Below are 16,328 nucleotides of genomic sequence, written 5' to 3' on the forward strand. Positions count from 1 at the left end.
GAGGAGACAAAAACGACATGTCGCAACCGATTCAATCCAATGCGTCCGACGCTACGCCGACCAGCGGAGCCGGCGTGAGCACGGCGCGCCGCTCCAAAGCTCGCTTCCAGATTCTCACGCTGCTCGCGGTCGGCACCATGATCAATTACCTCGACCGCACCGTACTCGGCATCGCGGCGCCGCAGCTCACCAAGGAGCTCGGCATCAACGCGGCGCTCATGGGCCTGCTGTTCTCGGTGTTTTCGTGGAGCTACGTGGCCGCGCAGATTCCGGGCGGTCTGTTTCTCGACCGCTTCGGCAGCAAGCTCACCTATTTTCTGTCGATGACCTTCTGGTCCCTGTGCACGCTCGCGCAAGGTCTGGTGCACGGTATCGGCGCATTGTTCGCATTCCGTCTCGGTCTCGGTGTGTCGGAAGCGCCGTGTTTCCCGACCAATAGCCGGGTCGTGGCCACGTGGTTCCCGCAGAGCGAACGCGCAATGGCCACCGGCACCTACACGGTCGGCGAATATATCGGCCTCGCGTTCTTCAGCCCGTTCCTGTTCATGCTGATGGGCGCGTTCGGCTGGCGTTCGCTGTTCTACGTGGTGGGCGCCGTAGGTCTGGTATTCGGCCTGATCTGGTGGACGTTCTATCGCGAACCGCGCGATCATCCGTCGGCGAACCAGGCGGAGCTCGACTATATCGAGGCGGGCGGCGGTCTTACGCAGCGTCAGAGCGAGAGCGCAGCGGAGAATGCAGCCAATGCGGCCACGAGCGGCTTCAACTGGCGCACCATCGGCCGTTTGCTGAAGCATCGTCAATTGAGCGGCATCTGCCTCGGCCAGTTCGCCGGTAACTCGACGCTGGTGTTCTTCCTCACGTGGTTCCCGACCTATCTGGCCACCGAGCGGCATATGGCGTGGCTGAAGATCGGCTTCTTCGCGATCATGCCGTTCATCGCCGCATCGATCGGCGTGATGTTCGGCGGCATCTTCTCCGACTGGCTGCTGCGTCGCGGCAAGTCGCCGAACGTGGCGCGCAAGCTGCCGATCATCGCCGGCCTGTTGCTCGCTTCGACCATCATTCTTGCCAACTACGTCGAGAGCAATGTGGTGGTGATCGTGATCCTGTCGGTGGCGTTCTTCGCGCAGGGCATGGCCGCGCTGGGCTGGACGCTGGTGTCGGATATCGCGCCGGAAGGCCTGCTGGGCGTGACCGGCGGCATCTTCAACTTCGCCGCGAATCTGGCCGGCATCGTGACGCCGCTGGTGGTGGGATTCATCGTCGCGGCAACCGGCTCGTTCGTCGGCGCGCTGGTGTTCATCGGCGCGATCGCCATGGTCGGTGCGCTGTCCTACATCTTTATCGTCGGCGATATCAAGCGGATCGTGCTGGTGGATTGAGCCGGGCGAATTGCGGGCATAAAAAAACGGGACGTGGCCGAAGCTACGTCCCGTTTTCATTTTGCGTTCGCCTCAGTCGTCCTTGCGCACGAAACGCAGGACAGCGTCGACGATCATCGCGCGATGCCTCGCCCGCAAGCGCGGATGCGACGGATCGCGCCCGAATGCCGTACCGAAGGTATGGCGATTGCCGACGCGGTGAAAGCACAGTGAGCTGATCATCAGATGCAGATCGATCGGATCGAGATCGCTGCGGAATTGCCCCGTCGCGATGCCGCGCGCGAGCAGATCTTCAATCGTATGAATGACGGTGACGTTGCGGCCCTTGAAGGTCTTGACCTGCTCGACGTACTTCGCGCCGTGAATGTTTTCGATCGTCACGAGCCGTACGAAATCGCGCTGACGGTCGTGGTAGTCGAACGTGAACTCGACTAGCGCTTGCATGCCGTCGACGGGATCGAGTTCGCTGACGTGCAGATCCTGCTCCAGCGCGCGAATGTCGCCATACACCTTCTCCAGCACGGCCTGATACAAGCCTTCCTTGCTGCCGAAGTAGTAGTACAGCATGCGCTTGGTGGTGTTGGTACGCTCCGCGATCGCGTCGACGCGCGCGCCCGTCAGGCCCATTGCGGAGAACTCCTGGGTCGCGACCTCGAGGATGTTGCGCTTGGTCTGTTCGGGATCGTACTTGCGGCGGGTGTCGCCGCGCCGGGCGTCGGCACGCGCAGTGTCGGACGGGATGCCGGTGGTATCAGGCTCGGCGGCCTTACTTCCCTTTTTCATTGTGTTTTCGAGCGGCAGTGACGGCGCATTCTAGCATGTCGAAAATGGCTTCCGGCGCGGGTCTCGGGGCATCGGCGCAGGGGCGCTCATTGCTTCAGAGGTCGGCCCGGGTCCGCTGGCGGCGTGCGGCTAAAGCATCGCGCGTCTGCATGGTGGTGTAGGTCAATTGCGCGGCCGCAAGACCAAGCGCGCCATACGCGGGCGTCAGACCGAACGCCGCGAATGCGTCGGGCACCGGTCGCTCGCCGGCGATGGCCGCGGCCAGCAATTCACCGGACACGGTGGTCGGCGCCATGCCGTGTCCGCCGAAGCCGACGGCGTACCAGACGCCGTCCGCACTACGGCCGATTTGCGGCATCTTGTGCCGCGCGTAACTCATCAGGCCACCCCACGCGTGTTCGATGCGCACGTCGTGCAACTGCGGATAGACCTTCAGCAGATCGCGTCGCAGCAATCGCGCGATGACCTCGGGCGCGCGCTCGCGCACGGAAATACGGCCGCCCCACAGAATGCGCGTGTCGGGCAACGGCCGATAGTAGTCGAAAGCGAAGCGGGTGTCGTAGACGGCGGCGCGCGTGTCCATTGCCTCGTTCAAGCGAGCGCCGAGTGGTTCGGTGGCCATCACGTAAGTGGCGATCGGCAGTACCGCGCGTTCCACTTTGGCGTAGACGTTGCGCGCATAGCCGCCGCCCGCCATCACGACGTGGCGCGCTTCGAGCGCACCGTTCGGCGTGTGTACGATGAAGCCCGCGCCGTCGCGCTGCAAGCGCACGACCGGCGATTGCTCGTGAATCTGCACGCCCGCTTGAGCTGCGGCGTTCGCCACGCCAAGCACGTATTTCAGCGGATGAAAGTGGAACGCATTGCGCTCGAACAGGCCGCCGTGATAGCGGCGCGTTTTCAGTTGCGCGGCGAGTTGTTGCGTCGATACCGGTTCCCACTCGACGCCGAAAGCGTCGAGCATGAGACGACGTTGCACGTCGAGCCGCGCCGGATCATCGAACCAGTTGGCGAGGATCACGCCGGCGTCGGTCGCATCGCAGTCGATGCGACAGTTCGCGATGCGCTGGCGCATCAGAGCGACGGCATCGGTGGTGAGGGCATAGAGTTGGCGCGCGCGAGCGGCGCCGAGGGTCCTCAGCAGATCGGCGCAGTCGAGGCTATAGCCGCCGAACACGAATCCGCCGTTGCGTCCCGACGCGCCGAATCCCACTTGCCGGGCTTCGAGCACGGTGATGTCGGCGACGCCGCGCTCGGCGAGCCCCAGCGCCGTGGACAAGCCCGCCAGGCCGCCGCCGATGATGCAGACGTTGGCGCCGCGTCGGCCGGCGAGCGGCGCATAAGCGGACGAGCGGGTAACGGTGGCCTCGTAAAAGCTTTGCATGGGGCTAGGGTAGCGGCAATCTCCTGGCCGCGTCCAGCCATCGTGCAAGGCCGAAGTCAAAGGACGGATCAATCAGAAGAACGAAGCCGGCATCCGCGGGAAGCGAAGGCCGGCCTCGTGCCGTACTAATAGTCAGGCGTGGCTCAGGACACTGGCAGTAGCTTGCCGCTGAAGACCACCGGACCGGTCGGCGCGTTCGGGTTCGGCGAGCCGCCCGGCGCTTCGATCGACACGGCCAGTGCCGCGTAGCTCTCCGGCTTCTGCACGCCCGCCGGGAGCTTGCCGCTTGCGCTGTCCGGCAACATGCCGAGCGCCACCGGATGACCGCTTGCGGGAATACCCCACAACTCCATCGCCCGGCCCGCAGGCAACTCCACGTTGCCGAGCGGATGCAGGGTCATGGTGGAGTGCGTTTCATCCCACGCGACCAGCATGACCGGATGCGAGTCCTTGTTGTTCAGCACCGCGACATGCGAGACGGCGGCTTCCGGCTGCTGTTGCGCGACGACAGGCGCGGTGGGCTGCGTGGTGGTCGAAGGCAGTAGCGAACGCACCGCCACCACCACGGCCACCGCCGCGAGACCCGTGACGCCGAGCGCCCAGCCGCGCCAGAACGCGAGGTTCTCGAACGGGCTGCGCGACGGACGTGCCGGCGTTTCCACTACCGTGCGCGGACGGGCCGCCTCGCGCGTGGCGGCGAGTCCTAGCCGCCGCTCGATGGCATCCCATACGGCGGCCGACGGCATGCGCGGCTCGGCCAGTTCGGCCAGCGGCGCAATGCGCCGTTGCCATTCGTCGACCGCGCGGCGCACCGCCGTGTCGTATTCGGCATACCGTTGAAAGCGCCGCCGCGCGCCACCACGCAAAGTGCCGAGTACGTATTCGGCAGCCAGCATGTCGATCAGTTGAGGATAGCGACCAAGATTCATCACTCGCCTCCCAAACAGTTCTTCAGCTTGGCGAGTCCACGCCTGATCCAGGACTTGATGGTGCCAAGCGGCACCGTCAGGACTTCTGCGATCTCGCTATGGCTTTGATCGCGCAGGTAGGCGAGCGCCACCGCCTGTCGTTGCGCCGGTTCCAGCTGCTGCATGCAGCCGGCCAGCAAGCGCGCCTGCAGGCTGACTGCGGTCAGCGCTTCGGGATCCGGATCGCCGGTTGCCACGAGATCGTCCAACGCATCGCTCCATTCTGTTTCCTGCGAGTTGACCCGCCGCAGGTGATCGAGAGCACGGTTTCGGACGATGGCGGACATCCACGTCATCGGGGCGGACAAGGCGCGGCGATAGTCACCGGCAAAGCGCCAGATATTGACGAAGCTGTCCTGCAAAACCTCTTCGGCCCACTCATGCTTGCTCAATATACGGAGCGCAAGGCCAAACAGTTTCGGCGCGGCGAGATCATATAACTCGCGCAATGCCGCAGCGTCTTCTTTGGCGACTTGTTCGAGCAGCTCGGCGAGCGTTTCCGGCGTTAATTCTCGAGGATTGGCGGTCATGGAAAGTGTGTGGGTGAGCTTGCGGGCCTATGTTACTCAATTTCGCCGTGAATTTTCTGTGGTTTTTTGAGTGTGAGCTGCATCCGTTCGGGCAAACCCGACGTATGTGCGTGCAGAGCCTGAGAGTGTCGCAAGCGCCGGGCCACGGTCAACACGGCTGGCGCGACGCGACGATGTCGGGCTACAGGGACACGGGGTGCGTGTGCGGGGAGGGGTAGTGCCGTTGCAAGAGCCTGGTCAACAGGCCGGCAACGAAGCCGGACGATGCCGGACGGATAAAGCATCGACGGGAGGGTGTCACGCAGTTCGGGGGAAGCCGGCTCATTCTGGTCAAGGTCCGGGCGCGCGCCGATGGTTCGGCCGTGCCCGGACCGGGATGGGCGAGCTAGCGGCCCCAGCGTAATACGAGCGGGTTCAGACGCCGCGCGACTTTCAAGAGTCCTTCACGTGTGGCCGGATGCATGGGCGGCAAGGGATGGCGCACCGCGTCCGAACGGATTACGCCGCCCTCCTTCATTAGCGCCTTGCAGGACGCAAGGCCGCCCTGGCGGTTTTCATAGTTGATGAGCGGAAGCCACTGTTGATAATGAACGGCGGCGGCCTCGGTGTCGCCGGCCGCATAGGCGTCGACGATCAGACGGATGCCGTCGGCGTACCCGCCGCCTGTCATCGAACCGGTTGCGCCTGCATCCAGATCGGCCATCAGCGTGATCGCCTCTTCGCCGTCCCACGGACCCACGATTGCGTCGCCGCCCAGTTCGATCAACTCGCGCAGCTTGTTGGCCGCTTGCGGCGTTTCGATCTTGAAGTACGACACGTTGTCGATTTCCCGCGCCATGCGGGCAAGAAACGGTGCCGATAGCGCCGTGCCGCTGACCGGCGCGTCCTGAATCATGATCGGTATCCGGAGCGCGTCGGACACCGTGCGATAGAACTCATGGATGCCGCGCTCGCCGATACGGATCGTCGCGCCGTGATAAGGCGGCATCACCATCACCATCGCGGCGCCCGCCGCCTGAGCGGCACGGCTGCGCTCGGCACACTGGTGCGAACTGAAATGGGTGGTCGTGACGATCACCGGCACACGTCCCGCCACGTGCTCCAGTACGAGGTGCATCAGCGTGTTGCGTTCGTCGTCGGAGAGGGCGAACTGTTCCGAGAAGTTCGCCAGAATGCACAGTCCGTTGGAACCCGCATCGATCATGAAATCGATGCAGCGTTTCTGGCCTTCGAGGTCGAGACGGCCGCTGTCGTCGAAGATGGTCGGCGCAACGGGGAACACGCCGCGCAGTGCAGCAGCTTGGGAGGGTTGGGTCATGATGGATGTGGGTTGTCGGTAGGTGTTCGAATGTCTCCGCCGCCGACTATACGGCGCCGGTCGGCGCGGGTATATTGAATTGTTTCCATCTTGTGATCGCTTTTACGACTCACCCAATCGCCCCGCGCTGTTGCTCCTCGCCATGAAAGACACCCTGAACGTCCTGCTCTCGAAACTACGCATCAAGCAACTGCAATTGCTGATCGCGCTCGACGAGCAGAAGTCGCTGCACAAAGCCGCCGGCACGATGTCGATGACGCAATCCGCCGCCAGCAAGGCACTGCAGGAGCTGGAGTCGATGCTCGACGCGCCGCTGTTCGAGCGTTCGAAAAGCGGCATGATCCCGAACCAGCTCGGCCATTGCGTGATCCGCTACGCACGTCTCGTCACGACGGATCTCGCCGCACTTTGCCAGGACGTCGCCGAAATCCGCTCGGGGCGAGGCGGCCGTCTGGCGATCGGCGCGATCATGGGGGCGATTCCCGAGTGCGTCGTGCCCGCGCTGAATCGGCTGCATGCCGCGCAGCCGGATTTATCGATCGAGGTAGTGGAGGACACGAGTGCACGCATGCTCCAGCAACTCGACGACGGGCGGCTCGATCTGGTGATCGGCCGCGCGACGGTGGCCGCCGATCCATCGAAATACCAGTACCGGCCGCTCGGCGACGAGCCGTTGTCGGTCGTGGTGGGTTACAGCCATCCGCCGTTGCCGAAGAAGGCAGTGAAGCTGCACGATCTGGCCGCTCACCGTTGGGTGATGTATCCGTCGCATATGCCCTTGCATGCCCTGCTCGAACGGGAGATGGACCTGGCCGGGCTGGAGATGCCGGACAACGCGATTTCGACCGCGTCCACCTTCGTGACCGTAGCGTTACTGCAAAGCAGCGCCGAGCTGGTTTCGCTGCTGCCGACGGCAATTGCCGCGCTGTTCGTAGAGAAAAAAATGCTCCGCGTCGTGCCGGTCGAACTGAAATCGCCTTCGCAGACTTTCGGCATCGTGACGCGTAAGGGTGGGGTGCTTTCGCCGCCGGCCGGGCAGTTCATCGGCATGCTATGCGCGCAGCCGGCGAGCCGATCCGCAGAAGCGATGCCTAAGCGCACGCCCAGAAAGCAAAAAACCGCCTGAAACGGCGGTTTTTCAATGCGCGAAAGACTCGCAATATCGCACGGCAAATCGCGCCGCGCCATGCTTCGCGAAAGTGTGTTGTAGCCGCGACACTCTCGGGTAAATCCGAACCAATTGCGTCGATCCGTTCCGGGCTACACTGGATTGAAGGTGCGCCACGCTAAAGAGTCGGGCGCCCGCTCGGGGAGAGCAACCATGAATCGGCCACTGGTTCGGTTTCCGCTTCGCGCGGCAGGCTTGGCGCCTGTGCGGAAGTGGCTCAAATGGGGGTTGGCGGCAGTATTTTTGCTGGCGCTGGCTATCGCGGTGCGTGTGGCTCAGATCGAGATCGACACCTCACGGCTTCAGGCGCATTACCTCTCCGAACTGACTCGCGACGTGGGTTTTTCAGTCGCCGACGGTCCCAGTCATTCGATCCGCTTTCCCCCACCCGACAAAGGTCCTTACGACAGCCGCCTCGGCTACGCGTTGCTGCCGTCCATCCAGCAGCGTTTGTTACAGCGCGGGTTCGACATCACTGCCCAGGCGCGCGACTCCGAGCGCATGCTCTCGCTCGCGGACGACGGTCTTTTCTTGCCGTATGCGGAGAAAGATCAGGCGGGCCTGCAATTGTTCGACGGCACCGGCGCGCCGCTTTTCAGCGCGCAATATCCGGGCGGCGCCTACGAGAGCTTCGACGCGATTCCGCCGCTCGTCGTCAATTCGCTGCTGTTTATCGAAGACCGCTATCTGCTCGATCCGAATCAGCCGAACCGCAATCCGGCGATCGACTGGGGACGCTTCAGCCGCGCCCTGGTCGATCAGGGTGCTCGCGTGTTCAATCACCATCAGTCGGCGCCAGGCGGCAGCACGCTCGCCACGCAGATCGAAAAATTCCGGCATTCGGCGGGTGGCCGCACGGCGACGCCGCCGGAGAAGTTGCGGCAAATCGCATCGGCTTCGGTGCGCGCGTATCTGAACGGTCCGCAGACCTTGCCCGCGCGTCAGCAGATCGTCGTGCATTACCTCAATTCAGTGCCGCTCGCGGCGCAACCCGGCATCGGCGAAATCAACGGGATCGGCGATGGTCTCGCGGCCTGGTACGGGCGCGACTTCGACGACTTCAATCGCATTCTGAAGGCGCCTTCGACCGCGGCGAATCTGCCGGCGCAGGGCACGGCGTTTCGTCAGGTGCTCTCGCTGATGATCGCGCAGCGTGCGCCGTCGTATTTCCTGCATCACGGTTATGCCGAACTCGAGCGGCTGACGGATAGTTATCTGCGCTTGCTGGCAAGCGGCGGCGTCGTGTCGATTCCGCTGCGTGACGCGGCGCTTTCCGCAGCCGTCGAACTGCATCGCATGCCGACCGGCGTCGCGGCCACGGGGTCGTTCGTGTCGCGCAAGGCGGTTACGTCGATGCGCTCGCATCTGCTGGTGGCGCTCGGCATTCCGAGCTTCTACGAACTGGACCGGCTCGATCTGCAGGCGACGGGCACGCTCAACAACGCCGTGCAACAGGCCGTCAGCGAACGCCTCGCCGACGCGGCGACGCGCGACGGCGCGAAAGCCGCGGGCCTCGTCGGCTTCGAAATGCTGCGGCCTTCCGACGATCCGTCGAAGATTGCCTATAGCTTCACGCTGTTCGAGCGGCGCGGCGGTGCCAATCTCGTGCGGGTGCAAACCGATAGCGTGAACCAGCCGTTCGATATCAACTCCGGTGCGCGGCTCAATCTCGGTTCGACCGCCAAACTGCGTACCGTGGTGACGTATTTGCAGATCGTCTCCGACCTGCATACACGTTATGGGTCGATGAGCTCAGCGCAACTCAAAGCGGTCAAGCCTGATCCCAACGACCAGCTGACGCGCTGGGCACTCGACTATTTCGCTCACACGTCCGATCACTCGCTGCAAGCCATGCTCGACGCAGCAGTGGAGCGCAAGTACTCGGCAAGCCCCGGCGAAACGTTCTACACCGGCGGCGGCGCGCAGACCTTCAACAACTTCGAATCCGATGACAACAGCCGCGTTCTCACCGTGCACCGCGCGTTCCAGCACTCGGTAAACCTGGTATTCGTGCGGCTGATGCGCGACATCGTCCACTACGAGATGGTGCAGACCACCGGGCCGTCGTCTGAATGGCTGGGCGATCCGGCGACCCGCAAAATGTATCTGACGCAGTTCGCCGATCAGGAAAGCCGCGTCTATATGAATCGTTTCTACACGAAGTATCACGGCAAGACGCCCGACCAGGCCTTGGCGCTCCTGCTGCTCGGCGTGCGCAAGTCGCCACCCAGAATCGCGACGGTGTTGCGCAGCGTCGCGCCGGACGAATCGAATGCCTGGTTCAACGCGAAGATGAGCGCCGCGCTGAAAAACACGCCGGCGGCTGCCGTGCTGGACGATGAGGACCTCGCGAACCTGTACTCGAAATACGCGGTGGACCGCTTCAATCTGAACGACCGAGGTTACATTTCAAGCGTCCACCCGCTCGAATTGTGGACACTGAACTACCTGCGCCAGCATCCCGATGCCACGCTCGATCAGATGCAAGGCGCGAGCCGCGATGTGCGTCTGTCGACATATTCGTGGCTCTTCAAAACGCGTTACCACCTCACTCAGGACCATCGCATCAAACGGATGGTCGAGCTGCGCGCTTACGACGCGATCGGCAAATCGTGGCAGGCGCTCGGCTATCCGTTCGCGACACTCACGCCTTCTTATGCGGCTGCGATCGGTGCGTCAGGCGATCGACCCGCGGCGCTCGCGCAATTGATCGGCGTAATCGCCAATGACGGCAACAAGGTGCCGACCGAAAGTCTCACGCAACTCGATTTTGCAAAAAACACGCCGTATGAGACACACTTCCAGCGCGCGGCAGTTGCGCCGCAGCAGCAGATCTCGCCCGAGATTGCCGGTGTGGTGCGCGTGCTGTTGCGTGATGTCGTGCTGGGCGGCACCGCCAAACGTCTCGCGCAAGGCATGACGTTCCCCGATGGTGAGACGCTCGAGGTGTACGGCAAAACGGGGACGGGCGATCAGCGCTTCAATGTCTTCGCCAAGGGCGCGCGGCTGATCGAATCGCGCAAGGTGAATCGCAGCGCGACCTTCGTGTTCGTGATGGGCGATCGTTTCTATGGGACCTTGACTGCGTGGGTGCATGAACCGTATGCGGCGCATTACGAATTCACGAGTGCGTTGTCGGTTCAATTGCTGAAGTCGCTGGCGCCGGTGTTGCAGCCGTTGTTGAAGGATTCGCCGGTGAAAACCGCAGCCGTCGCAAAGATCGCAGCGCAATAAAACCGGGGCGTGGCGGCGTGGATAACGTCACGCATTACGCATCACGCGCCACGCCAGGCATGTCGCCGCTAAGCCGTCGGCTCTGCGGCCGGCTTCAGGAACAGCTCGTGCACCGGGGCGAAATGCGCATAGAGCGGCAGAATCGCGCCACCCATCGCACGTGCGTCGGCGCCGATGGTGCCTTCGAGCAATTGCGGCCGCACCATCCCTTCCCATTCGAAGCGGTCGAGCACGCGCTCCGTGCGTCGAATGATTTCGCGCACCAGTTGCCGGTCGAGCTCGCCGTCGACCACGACGGCTTCGAGATCGAGCAGCGCGGCAGCATTGGTCAAGGCATTGGCAATCGCAGGGCAGGCGCTGTCGAGCCATTGCTCCGTGTGCCGCCACATATCCGGCGATAACGCGCGATGGTCATGCGCGGCCGCGGCCGGGGCGCCTGCATCGCTCAGGAGTTTTTCCAGCACGAAGCCCGATGCCGCATGCAGCAGTTGGCGCGCCGGTTTGCGCGCGCTACCGCCGCTCAGCGGAATCGAGCCTACTGCGCCCGCGTTGTCGTGCGGTCCGCCATGCAGGCGGCCGTCGATCACCAGACCGCCGCCGATGAACGTGCCGACGAACAGGTACAGGAAATTGTGAATCCCGCGCCCCTGGCCCATCACGAGTTCGGCGGCGCAGGCAGCGGTGGTGTCTTTGGCGAATTCGACGGGTAGTCCGGTCATGGCGGCGATGCGGGTGCGCAGGTCGATCTCGTGCCAGGCTTCGAGCGCTTCGGGCGGCGCGCCCAGAAACTCGCGCCAGCCGCCGAGCCACAGCGGTGCTGCGACCCCTACGCCGACCACCTTGGCGGCCTTCGCACCGAGCATCTGGTTCACGCGCGCCAGTTTGCTTTCGAGCGCGGGGAACAGCGTGCGCGGATCGGGATAGGCATAGTCGAATACATCGCGGCACACCACGTGACCGGCGAAGTCCATCGCCAGCACGTCGAGGCTGCGCCGTCCCACCTTGATGCCGATGGTGTACGCACCGTCCGCGCGCACCGCGATCGGCACCGACGGCTGACCGATGCGGCCGCGCACGCGGGCCTGCTTTTCGAGCAGCCCGTCGTCGATCAGACGGTCGACGATCATCGACACCGTCTGCATCGACAGACGCGTGAGGCGACCGACATCCGCCTTCGGCAGCGGTCCATGCAAGCGGATCGCCTGCAGCACGATGCGCTCGTTGAACTGCCGCATACCGATCTGATTCGAGCCGACCGTGCGTTTGAGTGGCGAGCGGACGCCAGTGGTATCCATCGTCGATTCCGCTCAGCGGGGGACGGTCGTCATGCGATGGCCTTGACGTCGGCTTCCTTGGCACCCGTCATGATCGCCACCGCCTCGGACATGTGCACGTCTTTCGTATTGACGAGGGCGGCGCGCCGGCCGAGACGCTGAATGTGGATGCGGTCGGCCACCTCGAACACGTGGGGCATGTTGTGGCTGATCAGGATGACCGGCAGACCGCGCTCGCGCACGCGGCGGATCAGTTCGAGCACCATGTTGCCTTCCTTCACGCCGAGGGCGGCGGTGGGCTCGTCGAGAATCACCACGTGCCGTGCGAAGGCCGCGCTGCGCGCCACGGCGACGCCCTGGCGCTGGCCGCCCGATAGCGTTTCGACGGCCTGGCGCATCGAGCGGATGCCGATCTGCAAGTCCTTCATATGCGCGGTTGCCTCTTCCAGCATGCGGCGTTTGTCGATCATCTGGAAGATCGAACCGCGCCAACCCGGCTTGCGCAATTCGCGCGCGAGGAACAGGTTTTCCGCGATGCTCATGGCGGGCGCCACCGCGAGTTCCTGGTACACGGTTTCGATGCCTTGCGCGCGAGCGTCGAGCGGGCTGCGGAATTTGACCGGCTTGCCGTCGAGCAGAATCTCGCCTTCATCCGGCACCGTGGCGCCGGAGAGCGCCTTGATCAACGACGATTTACCGGCGCCGTTGTCGCCGATCACGGCAAGGATTTCACCGGGCAGCACTTCGAAGTCGCAACCGTCGAGCGCGGTCACGTTGCCATAGCGTTTGACGAGTCCGCGTGCCTGCAGAACGGGCATCACGGTAGAAGCTGAAGTGGGGGTCGACATGACAGACTCCTTGAGGGCTTAACCGCGACGATGGGAAAGTTTGTCCGCGGCCACCGCGAGAATGACCAGCATGCCGGTAATCAACACCTGGTAGACCGACGAGACACCGATCAAGGTCAAGCCGTTGCGGAACACGCCGACGATCAACGCGCCGAGCAGCGTGCCGACAATCGAGCCGCGTCCGCCGAACAGACTGGTGCCGCCGAGCACGACTGCGGTAATGCTGTCGAGATTCTCGGTCTGCCCCGCCTGCGGATCGCCCACGCCAGTGCGCGACACGGACAACAGCGCCGCGATACCGTAGATCGCGCCTGCCAGCGAGTACACCGTCAGCAAGATCTTTTGCGACGAAAGGCCCATGAGGCGCGCCGCTTCGGCGTTATTGCCGAGCGCATACAGATGCCGCCCCGGCACCGTATCGCGCAGCACGAACCAGGTGGCGAGATACATCAGCAACGTGAGTACGGTGCCGTACGTGACATCCGCCGGGCCGAGCTTGAACGTATTGCCGAAGAACATGATCGCGTCCGGCAGGTTCGACACGCTCTCCGCGTTCGAATAGATCTGCGTCAGCGCGAACGCGATATTCAATGTGCCCAGCGTCACGATGAAAGCGGGCAATTTGATGCGCGTGATCAGCACGCCGTTGAGTGCGCCGAACAGCGTGCTCGCGGCAACGCCGCACAGAATCGCCAGAACGGGCGGCACGCCCAGCGTGACGGCGAATTTGGTCATGATGATCGAGCCGAAGGCCATCACCATGCCGCATGACAGATCGATACCGCCGGTCAGCACGATCAGTGTCTGACCGATGGCGATGACCGCGACCACCATGGTCTGTTGCAGGATTAGCGAGAGATTCTGGAACGACAGGAAGCGGTTGCTTTGCGAAATGAAGAAACCGCACGCCAGCACGAGAGCAATGAGTGGACCGATCTCGGCCAGCGAGGGCAGACGGTCGGAGAAAGTGCGTGCGTGTCCAGCGGGCGCGGAAGGCGTCGACATGATGGAAATCCTCGAAGCATGAGCGTGGCCGCAAGCCACGCGGCAATTCCGGCGGCGGCCCCTTGGCGGGCCGCCGGTCCGTGCGCGTTACTTGTTGCCCCAGCAGTTGTCGAGGCCGAACCTGGTGTCCTTACTGTCGATACCGGGCATCGCCTTGTCGGTGATCAGCGTGACGCCGGTGTCCTGATAGCCGGAGACCTTCTTGCCGGTCTTCGCGTAGTCGACGCCCGCCGTGACGCCGAGCGAGGCCATCTTGAGCGGATATTGCTGCGAGGTCGCGGCAATCGCACCGGCCTTCACATTGCGCACCCCTTCGCAGCCGCCGTCGATCGAGACGATCATCACGCTCTTGTCCTTGCCCGCCGCCTTGAGTGCGCGATAGGCGCCGGCGGCGGCCGGTTCGTTGATCGTGTAGACCACGTTGATATCGGGCGATTTCTGCAGGCAGTTTTCCATCGCCGTCTGGCCCTTCGCCTGGTCGCCGCGTGTGTCCTGACTGCAGACGATCGACGGATCGCCTTCCTTCACGCCGAAGCCTTCGAGAAAGCCGTTATGACGCAGCACGCCGACCGAGACGCCGGGCGCGAGGTCGAGCGTGGCGATCTTCGCGGGCTTGCCGTTCATCGCGGCTTTGGCGTATTTGCCGATCAGCACGCCGGCCTTGAAGTTGTCGGTGGCGAAGAGGGCGTCGGTGGCGTCCTGCGGGTCGGTCGGTGTGTCGAGCGCGATCACCATCACGCCTGCCGCGCGCGCTTTCTTGATGCTCGGCACGATCGCCTTGGTGTCGCTCGGCGTGATGAGAATTGCCTTCGCGCCGGCCGTCATCATGTTCTCGATAGCGGTGACCTGGCTCGCGTTGTCACCGTCGAACTTGCCGGCCGCGGTGATCAGCTTCGCGCCGTCTTTCGACGCGGCCGCTTCCGCACCCTGTTTCATCTTCACGAAAAACGGATTGGTATCGGTCTTGGTGATGAGGCCGACGACGGGCTGATCGGCCGCCTGACTCGCGGCGGCACACCAGAGTGCCGACGTGGCGACGCACATCGAGACGATTTTCCTGGCAACAGGATGCCTGCGGGAATGCTGATTCATGGGACGCTCCTCCGGTTATTGGCAACGACTTGACGAACTACTGGCCGAGTGGACGCGAACGCTGCGCGTCGCCGTCGGACAGCAAAACTAAATCAATCAATGTGATTTAGTATGGCCGTCGCGCAGAGAAGATCAAGCCTGGCGGTGTTTTGCAGTTGCGCGTGTCTGCCCATGAAAGGATCGCTGGAGACCAGGCGGCAAAAGGGTTTCCGGCCGTTGTTGCGCCGCAGTAGCGCAGCTGGCGGGTAAGGGTAAATCGTTAGTCGAGATAGGCGTTGCGTGGGCGGGAAAGCGCGTCGGGCGCTGTTCGGGCGGAGGCTGCGGGGAGGTGGGTAGGCGCTGCGTTGGAGTAGCGAATCGCCGGACGAGGGATCCGGAAGCACCAGCCAGTGCCGATTCGCTAGTGAGGATTGTAGGGTGGTCATCGCGGGCGATAAACCGCGAGTCCGGTAATAGAGCTTTACGCGCTTTTGAATAAACGATCGGGCACCGTATGCCGTCGGCGAGCGTTTGCAGATTCATTGTTCCGCACTTTAAGCTTCGGGTCCTGACGGTGTCGTGGGCACGTCGTTCGAGCTTCTGGAAGAGTCCCGTCTGAGTTCGTTACGCTGAGGCAAGTAGAGGGAAATGAATTGGTGACGAAAACGAAAACGAAAACGAACACGAACACGAAAGCGGCTCGTAAAAGCACAATCGCCACGCTCGACGATGCGACACGCGTCGAAGTACGAGCTGTGGTGATGGGTGAAGACGGGCTGGCGCGACCTCCCTGGGCGGCGGTCGACGGCATGCTGCGCGCCTACTACGACACCGAATGGGGCATGCCGGTGCGGGACGAGCGGGGATTGTTCGAGCGTCTATCGCTGGAGGCTTTTCAGTCCGGCCTGTCGTGGGCAACGATCCTCAGGAAGCGGGACGCCTTTCGTGCGGCGTTCTGCGGTTTCGATCCCGACATCGTCGCGCTGTTCGACGACGCGCAGGTCGAGCGGCTGCTCGCCGACGCCGGCATCATCCGCAATCGCGCCAAGATACTGGCGACGATCAGGAATGCGGGTGCGACGATCGGACTACGTCAGGAGGGCGGCCTTGCCCGCTTCATCTGGTCTTTTCAGCCTTCGAGTACGCCGCGTCCTCGCACTGTCGATGAGATTCCCACGGTGTCCACGGAATCGGTCGCACTCAGCAAGGCGCTGCGTGACAAAGGCTTCTCTTTCGTGGGACCGACGACGATGCACGCGCTCATGGAAGCGACGGGCATCATCGACACGCATTTGCTGGACAGTCACCGTCGCGGGAGTTCGGGGGTTTGGCCGCCTGATTGAATGACGTGGCCCGTCGC

13 protein-coding genes are annotated in these 16,328 nt (G+C 63.3%); 4 read left to right on the forward strand and 9 right to left on the reverse strand.

The annotated features are described in order from the left end of the window. Window positions 1-17 precede the first annotated feature (17 nt). Window positions 18-1,385 (forward strand): MFS transporter, encoded by a 1,368-nt coding sequence (locus FQ705_RS12595; RefSeq protein WP_144141220.1) that lies wholly within the window; start codon window positions 18-20, stop codon window positions 1,383-1,385. A 72-nt stretch (window positions 1,386-1,457) separates the two neighbouring features. On the opposite strand, the gene FQ705_RS12600 is transcribed toward FQ705_RS12595, so the two are convergent. From FQ705_RS12600 to FQ705_RS12620, 5 genes are all read right to left on the reverse strand, one after another. Further along, window positions 1,458-2,168, reverse strand: coding sequence for a TetR/AcrR family transcriptional regulator (locus FQ705_RS12600; RefSeq protein ID WP_144141222.1), 711 nt, complete (start codon window positions 2,166-2,168; stop codon window positions 1,458-1,460). A 94-nt stretch (window positions 2,169-2,262) separates the two neighbouring features. Then, window positions 2,263-3,552, reverse strand: a complete 1,290-nt coding sequence (locus FQ705_RS12605) for an NAD(P)/FAD-dependent oxidoreductase (protein ID WP_144141224.1) — start codon at window positions 3,550-3,552, stop codon at window positions 2,263-2,265. Window positions 3,553-3,695: 143 nt separating this feature from the next. Beyond that, window positions 3,696-4,481 carry an anti-sigma factor domain-containing protein gene (locus FQ705_RS12610; RefSeq protein WP_144141226.1) on the reverse strand — a complete coding sequence of 262 codons (786 nt, stop codon included), beginning with the start codon at window positions 4,479-4,481 and terminating at the stop codon, window positions 3,696-3,698. Beyond that, a complete protein-coding gene (locus FQ705_RS12615) occupies window positions 4,481-5,050 on the reverse strand; it encodes an RNA polymerase sigma factor (RefSeq protein WP_144141228.1) in 570 nt (189 codons plus the stop codon). The genes FQ705_RS12610 and FQ705_RS12615 overlap by 1 nt, the downstream gene beginning before the upstream one ends. Before the next feature lie 385 nt (window positions 5,051-5,435). Next, on the reverse strand, window positions 5,436-6,368 hold the full coding sequence (locus FQ705_RS12620; protein ID WP_144141230.1) for a dihydrodipicolinate synthase family protein: 933 nt from the start codon (window positions 6,366-6,368) through the stop codon (window positions 5,436-5,438). Between the two features lie 142 nt (window positions 6,369-6,510). Between FQ705_RS12620 and FQ705_RS12625 the strand changes: the two genes are divergently transcribed. Further along, window positions 6,511-7,494, forward strand: coding sequence for a LysR family transcriptional regulator (locus FQ705_RS12625; protein WP_144141232.1), 984 nt, complete (start codon window positions 6,511-6,513; stop codon window positions 7,492-7,494). Between the two features lie 195 nt (window positions 7,495-7,689). Then, window positions 7,690-10,770: a transglycosylase domain-containing protein gene (locus tag FQ705_RS12630; protein WP_144141234.1), complete on the forward strand. Its 3,081-nt coding sequence runs from the start codon at window positions 7,690-7,692 to the stop codon at window positions 10,768-10,770. 68 nt (window positions 10,771-10,838) lie between these two features. Here FQ705_RS12630 and FQ705_RS12635 read toward each other — a convergent pair whose 3' ends face one another. From FQ705_RS12635 to FQ705_RS12650, 4 genes are all read right to left on the reverse strand, one after another. Beyond that, window positions 10,839-12,065: an ROK family transcriptional regulator gene (locus FQ705_RS12635; protein ID WP_144141236.1), complete on the reverse strand. Its 1,227-nt coding sequence runs from the start codon at window positions 12,063-12,065 to the stop codon at window positions 10,839-10,841. A gap of 29 nt (window positions 12,066-12,094) precedes the next feature. Beyond that, entirely contained in the window at window positions 12,095-12,892 is a 798-nt protein-coding gene (locus tag FQ705_RS12640; RefSeq protein WP_144141238.1) for an ATP-binding cassette domain-containing protein, read from the reverse strand. Window positions 12,893-12,910: 18 nt separating this feature from the next. Beyond that, window positions 12,911-13,897 carry an ABC transporter permease gene (locus FQ705_RS12645; RefSeq protein WP_144141240.1) on the reverse strand — a complete coding sequence of 329 codons (987 nt, stop codon included), beginning with the start codon at window positions 13,895-13,897 and terminating at the stop codon, window positions 12,911-12,913. Window positions 13,898-13,984: 87 nt separating this feature from the next. Next, complete coding sequence (locus FQ705_RS12650) at window positions 13,985-14,989, reverse strand: sugar ABC transporter substrate-binding protein (RefSeq protein WP_144141242.1); 1,005 nt, start codon at window positions 14,987-14,989, stop codon at window positions 13,985-13,987. Window positions 14,990-15,624: 635 nt separating this feature from the next. On the opposite strand from FQ705_RS12650, the gene FQ705_RS12655 reads away from it, so the two are divergent. Then, a complete protein-coding gene (locus FQ705_RS12655; RefSeq protein ID WP_260854467.1) occupies window positions 15,625-16,311 on the forward strand; it encodes a DNA-3-methyladenine glycosylase I in 687 nt (228 codons plus the stop codon). Window positions 16,312-16,328: the final 17 nt, after the last annotated feature.

Origin of the sequence: Paraburkholderia sp. BCC1884 (assembly GCF_900996225.1) — a bacterium.
In the GTDB taxonomy this organism is placed as follows: Bacteria; Pseudomonadota; Gammaproteobacteria; order Burkholderiales; family Burkholderiaceae; genus Paraburkholderia.